Source organism: Anaeromusa sp., from assembly GCF_028691475.1.
Classification (GTDB): domain Bacteria; phylum Bacillota; class Negativicutes; order Anaeromusales; family Anaeromusaceae; genus Anaeromusa.
Map to the genome: position 1 here is coordinate 1 of NZ_JAQUZF010000139.1, position 5,964 is coordinate 5,964.

Here is a 5,964-nt window from a genome sequence, read left to right on the forward strand (position 1 = left end):
AATTATATAAGAAATTCAAGTAGAGGAGCTGTGTCATGAAACAGTTGGCCAAAGTCATCGGTAGCTTTATTTGCTTTTTACTGGTATTGTCCCCTGTGGCGTTGTGTCAAATGCAGGCCGGCAGCGAGCCCGCGCAGGCAGCGGCAGTGGCACGCGGTGCCATTTGGAAAGAAATCACCTCTGGTCATGCTGGAAGCGCTACCGTAGCGATCACGGACAGCGGCAGGACTGTGTATGCCGAAGGCTTTGGCATGGCAGACAGAGAGCAAAGCATTCCTGTTGAGCGCGACACTTTGTTTAATATAGGTTCCGTTAGCAAGGTCTACTGCGCGATGGCTGTTATGCTGCTTGTCGACGAGGGCAAGGTTGAGCTGGATCAGCCTGTGACCGCCTATTTGCCGGGATTTACGATGGAGGATATGCGATACAAGGATATCACCGTCAGAATGCTTTTGAATCATTCCTCCGGTTTACCGGGCACAAATTATGTTAATTCTTACGGCTTTGCTTATAACGACAATTTTTATCAGGAAACGCTGGGAATTTTGGCGCAATCGCAGTTAAAGCATAAGCCTGGTGAAATGGCTGTATATTGTAATGACGGCTTTACTCTTGCCGAGATGATTGTGGCCAAGTTGTCTGGCAGGTCTTATCGGGAATTTTTGGAGGAGCGGATTTTTAAACCATTGGCGCTCCGGAAAACCGATTTGGCTGTAGGCCAAAGGGATATAAGCGGGTTGACGGTAGCCCGGTATTATAATGGCGAAGGAGTGTCAGAACCGCTGGAAGTATTGTCTTTTTGGGCATCCGGCGGGCTTTCGACAAGCGCCGAAGAACTGTGCCGTTTTGTGGATGTTTTTTCTGCTGAAGGGACTCAACTTTTATCACAAAGCTCTTTAGGAGAAATGCAAAAAAAGCAGCCAGCCCAGTTTTGGGGGAAACTTCGTCATCCTCAGATGAGTTTTGGTTTGGGTTGGGATATGGCAGAAATTCCAGACTATGAAAACAAAGGCATCCATGTATTGGGGAAAAGCGGTGGAACGGGGCATTATACGTCTATGGTGTATACGGTGCCGGATAAAAGAATTTCCGTTGCCGTGATTACTACTGGGAATAGTTCCGCGATGGAAATAGCGCGGAAGATCCTTGATGCGTATTTGGTGGAAAAGGGCTTGATGAAGGAAGAGGTTGCAAAAGTAAAGGTTCCGGTGAAAGCGCAGGCGCTGCCCGATACGTATCAAGAATATGCCGGCTTCTATGTTGGCTCGGAGGGAGTTCTGTATAAGGTTGATTTAGACATTCCTAAAGGGAAGCTAATTGCGTATAGTCTGGAGAATGGCGGAAAAAAAGAGATACTAGCGGCTGCTTATGGCAATTCTTATTTCCATACAGCAGATGACAGTGCGTACTACTTCGCGACCGTCGATGGCAGCCGCTATTTTATTTCTTGCGGCCGCGTGGACGCTGTACTCTGGCAAAAAATCGAACCGCTCAAGGCCAGTGAGCGAGCAGTGCTTGCGGTGGACGTAGACGGGCAACAGTGGCTGCGGCGAAATGTTAAAGCCTATGAAGGGCCGTTGTATGCTTCTACCCATGTTGTAACCTCGCGGCAGATCGAAAAATTGCCGGGCTATGTGGACTTTATGGGGCTAAAGCCGGTGCGCTCACCCTTATATGCGGGCTTGCCCGGCAAGGCGGTTCGCGATGCTACGGAACTCAAGTTAAACGAGAGCCGGAAGGCTGAGCTATGGTTGTCTGGCGGCTTGTATAGGAACGCGAAAGAAGCTGCGAAGGCGCAAGCAGGGAAGAATAAGATTGTTCTCGGCGCGCAAGGTTACAATGAATGGCTGGTGTTGCCGCAAGCTGCGGTGCTTCATTTTGCAAAGCCGTCTCAAGGCAGGTTTATTGTGTTTTCGCCTTCCGGCAGTACTCTTTATGACAGCATCGTAAAGCAAGGAGACATATTTGCTCCGGCAGGAAGCTTTGCGGAGCTGCTGGGCGAACCGGGAGACGTATTTGAGCTTGGCGTATCCTTAGTGGAACAGTAAAGAGGGAAGAAGAAAGACCGTTAACGCTCTAAAGAGATATGCGTTAACGGTCTTTCTGTAAATCCGCAGCGACGTGCGTGTTGTTTGTTACTTGCTTGGAGCAGTTTGAAGCGTTAATTTAAAGGCATCCCCGACGGCGCCGGCGATTTCGACAAAGCTGCCGGAGGGGGTAAAAACATCGCCTGTATCTACGGCGCTGTCAAAAAGTACAGCGTTGTCCGGGGCGAAGACGATCATGCGGCCTTGCGTTGATTTTTCGCAGCGCAGGATGCTGTCAGTCACGATTTTAAACCACTGATTATAGCCGTTTGTATTCAGGGCATGGGTTGTCGTTCCAGGAGAAAGCAGGTCCGCCAGATCAGCGGGCATAAAGAGGGAGCCGCCGCTTCGCGCCCAAAATTGATTGTCTTTTTGAATTAAGTGGAGTTCGGTCAAATCGCGTGACGTTTGAATGGCCATGCCGGCAAAGGAAGGAGAAATGACCTTTTTTATGCCGCAAAAATCAATGTAGCCGGGCAGGTCCGGTAATACATGCGATTCTGTGATATGATCCGGCACAGAGGAAGTTCCTTCAAACGCTTTTACATTCCTGCGCAGCCACTTTTTCCCTTCAATGGGGATTTCCAGTTGTTGCGGCGTTTCGCAGGAAGCGAGTTTCTCCAGGTAGATGCCGTCTCCTTTAAAGGCATCTACATATAGTACAAGATAGCTGGTTTTGTCGATTTCTTCGAAATAGAGTTTCCTTTCATCTTTGTAAAAAAAGCCATTGTTGTATACCGCGGATAGTGTTGGAGCTTTGGCGTTGTTATACAGCGTCATGACGCCGTTAGGCGCATCCAAGGAGACTTGAAATACTTCATTTCCATTCGCGTAGAACCCTTCAAAGCGCTTAAGGTCGAGCGGAATCGGTTGGGCTTTTACTGGCGGTGTTACGGGCTTTGCGGGCAGCTTCAGCAAGGCGTTAGATGCAAGATAGGCTTGCAGTACTTTGTCTGCAATAGGCAAAGCTCCGCCTGCTCTGCCGGTAGAAACGACAGCCACCGATATGCGCAGGTCCGGGGCCGTGAAGACTTGCGCCGTATAGGTGCTGCTATTGCCGCCTTTGCCTAAGACCTTAATTCCATTTGCTTTATAAGGTTCATACGTAGTGACATCCCAGCCGAGCCCCCAAGGTATGTCCGGACCGCGCAGCTTACCGCGGAACGAAGGGGGCTGTTCTTTCTTGATTTCCCCTAAGGAGGCAGCGGTGAGAATTTGCGGCCCTTTGCCGGAAAACGTATCGACAAAACGGCATAAATCTTCCGCTGAAGAGGATAAACCGCCTGCCCCTAACAAAGATAAAACTTCAAGCGGTTCACTGAAAGCTTTTCCCGGAGGATAAAATTTGGCTATGTTTCCTCCAAGGGCCGGCTGCCTTTGGCCTACGCCTGCACCGGTATTATGCAAGGCCAATGGTTGAAACAGGCGCTCCTGCAGGAATTCGAGATAGGACTGTCCAGAGACGCGGGCAACGATCATTTCTGCTAAGGTAAAACCATCGTTACAGTAGATAGACCTTTCTCCTGGGCGGTGTTTTAACTGTGAGCTGGCCAAGGCGTCCAAAGTGTCTTTATAGACATCCTGGTTGAAGGCAAAGCCAAAGTTGTTTTCTCCGGTTGTGCCGGGCAAGCCGGAGGAGTGATTGAGAAGCATTCTAACGGTGATATCCTTATAGCGTTCGTCGACCATGGAAAAATCAGGCAGGTACTTGCTTGCCGGCGCGTCAAGGGCTACTTTTCCCTCGTCAACCAAGACCATAATGGCGGTGGCGACATAAATTTTACTGACGGAACCAATATCAAAGATGGTTTTTTTATTGACAGGTATGCTTTTTTCACGGTCAGCCATGCCAAAGCCTTCAGAATATACGACTTTTCCTTTATCCATAATCGCAATAGCGGCGCTGCCGATGGCTCCGGTGTTGAGGTCCTTCCAAATTTCTGTACGGGCAGTGGTGATTGCTTGGGTGGTAATGGTTCCGCTTGCAGATGCTGCCTGCACAAATAGGAGCAGCAGACATGCTAAGGAACAAAGTAGTCTAAGTACGCGCATCTTTTTTGGCCTCCCTTTTTATACGGTTTTAGTGGAAATTTGGTACTTGCTTCCAATTCTTATAAAGTTCCCTAGGGGGATAATAGTTCCTCTTTTTGAACGGAAAATTTCTTTTTGGTTCGAAACCATTCCTTTCATTTATGGTAAGTGTATTTTGATGTTGACGCAGGAATTTCAGGAAAGAAAAAAGAATTAAACAATAATTACAATCGACTTATCACAGATACATGGAGCTACCTTGTTGTTCTAGCGCATATAAGCTGTAACTGCTTAAAGGGAGTAGCTTGGCCATTGTAGATGATACGTAGTAAACAAGAACTTGCCGGCAAGCTATTAAAGGCAAGTTCTTCTTTTTTTATAGTGACCGATAATCCAAATAGCGACGGCATAGTGGAGAGGATACGTATGAAAAAAGTAGGGCATACACATCGGCGTGATGGTGTTTTTAGCATTAAAAGCATACGGGTGCGGCTGCTTCTTATTATGTTGGCGCTTATGTGCGGTTCGTTAAGTTTGCTAACGGGCCTGAGTTACTATTTTTCTGACAAAGCATTATCGAAAAGCGTTAATGAAACAGCGGCTGCAATTAGTCTGGATTATTCACAACGCTCCAGCGCTTTTGTGAAAGAACTAGTAGTTTTTGTGCAAGATATAGCGGTAAATCCGCATATTGTGAACCCTCAGAACCGGCAGGAAATTGTAGATGTGCTGGCTTTGAGCTTGCAGCGCAACAACAAGTTTACGGGTATTAACTACGGGGATCTTGCGGGGAACGTGATTCGCGCGCAAGGAGACACCGCCTATTTAGGTGATCGTGATTATTATCTAAAGGCAATCAAAACGAAAGAGCTTACTATTTCCGAGCCTTTAGTATCCAAAGGCTCAGGGCGCTTGTCTCTTGCTATTGCCGCCCCGGTGCTGGTAAATGGCGAGGTAAAGGCGGTTATTCAAGCGACAATGCCCCTTGATAGTCTCAATGAGCTGGTTGGCGCTATTCGTTTTATGGACAGCGGTTATGGCTTTATTGCCGATCAGTCTGGAGTTATTATTGCGCATGCAGTACATTCAGAAATCAATGGCAAGGTGCGTATTGGCAAGTCGCCAGCAGAAGCGTCCTTGGCAGTGGAGGTTCCTGAAGTAGACGAGCGGCTGGCAGATTTGTTTACAAAGGCGATTGCTGGAGAAGGGCCAGTTCAAGGCGTGTATACGTTAAGGAATCGACCCATCTTTACGGTACTGACGCCAGTGGAGCTTCCCGGAGGAGCCCGCTGGCTTTTGGGAGTTTCAGCGCCGGAAAGCGAAGTAATCGCCGAGGTTGTAACTCTTAATACCATTTTATTGCTGGCGGCATTAGGTTGTGTCGTTTCAGGCGCATTTGTAATTATTCTTATCAGCAGGCGTTTTGCAAGGCCGGAAGAAAAATATTTTAAAGCCTTTCGTTATGTTGATGATGCAGTAGGAATTGTAAGTTTTGCTTCAGGAACTTTTATTGAGGTTAATGATGCGTTTTTTGAACTATTGGGCTATGAACGAGATGAAATTTTGGCAAGACCCGTGGAATCATTAGGCTTGTGGGTGGAAGAGCAAAATTCGCAGGTCCAATGGCTGCTTAAAAATGAGCGTTCTGTAAGCAAGGTAGAGACCTTCTGGCGTGGACGAAACGGTGAAATTCGGATTGGCCTTTTTTCCGCGGATGTATTTGAGGCTTTTGCATAACTAGCATTTTTTAAAAATAACAAGACATGACACACACAAAGACGCTCCACGAGGCTTCCCAAAATGCAATTCTGCTTTCCACTGCAAAAACTGGTGGAACTGCAGCTAA

General features: G+C 47.7%; 3 protein-coding genes. 2 read left to right on the plus strand and 1 reads right to left on the minus strand.

The features are described from left to right. Positions 1-35 precede the first annotated feature (35 nt). Positions 36-2,048 (plus strand): serine hydrolase domain-containing protein, encoded by a 2,013-nt coding sequence (locus PHF27_RS12955; protein WP_300070893.1) that lies wholly within the window; start codon positions 36-38, stop codon positions 2,046-2,048. Between the two features lie 87 nt (positions 2,049-2,135). On the opposite strand, the gene PHF27_RS12960 is transcribed toward PHF27_RS12955, so the two are convergent. Beyond that, complete coding sequence (locus PHF27_RS12960; protein ID WP_300070896.1) at positions 2,136-4,139, minus strand: serine hydrolase domain-containing protein; 2,004 nt, start codon at positions 4,137-4,139, stop codon at positions 2,136-2,138. Positions 4,140-4,544: 405 nt separating this feature from the next. Here PHF27_RS12960 and PHF27_RS12965 point away from each other — a divergent pair, with 405 nt between their 5' ends. Next, positions 4,545-5,855 carry a cache domain-containing protein gene (locus PHF27_RS12965; protein ID WP_300070898.1) on the plus strand — a complete coding sequence of 437 codons (1,311 nt, stop codon included), beginning with the start codon at positions 4,545-4,547 and terminating at the stop codon, positions 5,853-5,855. Positions 5,856-5,964: the final 109 nt, after the last annotated feature.

Bases quoted from the DNA above. Each gene is read 5' to 3' on its own strand.
- PHF27_RS12955 (WP_300070893.1), top strand. From the start codon at position 36: ATGAAACAGTTGGCCAAAGTCATCGGTAGCTTTATTTGCTTTTTACTG.
- PHF27_RS12960 (WP_300070896.1), bottom strand. From the start codon at position 4,139: ATGCGCGTACTTAGACTACTTTGTTCCTTAGCATGTCTGCTGCTCCTA.
- PHF27_RS12965 (WP_300070898.1), top strand. From the start codon at position 4,545: ATGAAAAAAGTAGGGCATACACATCGGCGTGATGGTGTTTTTAGCATT.